Consider the following 874-nt stretch of genomic DNA (forward strand, 5'->3'; position numbering starts at 1 on the left):
TAAAGGGTGTTGCAGAAGGCTGTGTTTTTGCAGGCCGGGGCCCTGGTGTGGGTGGTTGTGGTCATGCGGTGATGGCGAGGTTGTGCATGTGGGCGATGGCCTGGACGGCGTGGTGGAGGCTGTCACCGCGCTGTCGGCAGTCGCGGAGGATCTTGTAGTTCTTCATCCGGGCGAAGGTGTGCTCGACGCGGGCGCGGACCTTGCGGTGCTCCGCGTTGTCCGCTTCCTCACCTGCCAGCAGGGGCCGTCCGGGGCGTTTGCGGTGCGGGACGACGAGTCCGGTGTTGATGTATGCGCCGTCGCCGAGGACGGTGACACCCCGGCACTGGGCCGGCAGGTCCGAGTTCCGCCACACCTGGGCGTCGGCCCTGTTTCCCGGAGCGGGGCGGGCGGTGGCCACGACCAGCCGGGTGTCGGCGTCGATGACGACCTGCACGTTCGCGGAGAACCGGTAGTTCCGGGACGAGGCGCCTATCTTCCGGTCACGGACCGGGACGAGCGTGCCGTCCGCGATCCACAACCGGTCCGGGACACCTGCGGGACGGGCGGCCGGCCCCAGCGCGAGCAGAGGCCGCAACCGCTGGATCACCCGGCACACGGTGGCCGGCGAGATCCCGAACAGCGGCGCGAGCTGCCGCATCGTGAGGTTCGTCCGGTAGTAGACAGACACCACCAGCACCCGGTCCGCCAGCGGCAGACACCACGGACGGCCCAGCCGCGGACCATCACCACCCCGCTCCCGCACCACCTTCAACAACCGCTCGAACTGCCGCATCCGCAGCCCCGTGAACGTCTCCACCCACAACGGATCAGCCCTCAACACCCCACCCATAAACGATAAATACCCAAATTCACAGCCTTCTGCAACACCCTT

1 protein-coding gene is annotated in these 874 nt (G+C 67.6%); it reads right to left on the reverse strand.

The window, feature by feature from the left end; all coding sequences use genetic code 11:
• Positions 1-61: 61 nt before the first annotated feature.
• Positions 62-832: a transposase family protein gene (locus AC5WRL_RS28085; protein ID WP_496091496.1), complete on the reverse strand. Its 771-nt coding sequence runs from the start codon at positions 830-832 to the stop codon at positions 62-64.
• Positions 833-874: the final 42 nt, after the last annotated feature.

It is taken from the genome of Streptomyces sp. NTD107, from assembly GCF_059510435.1.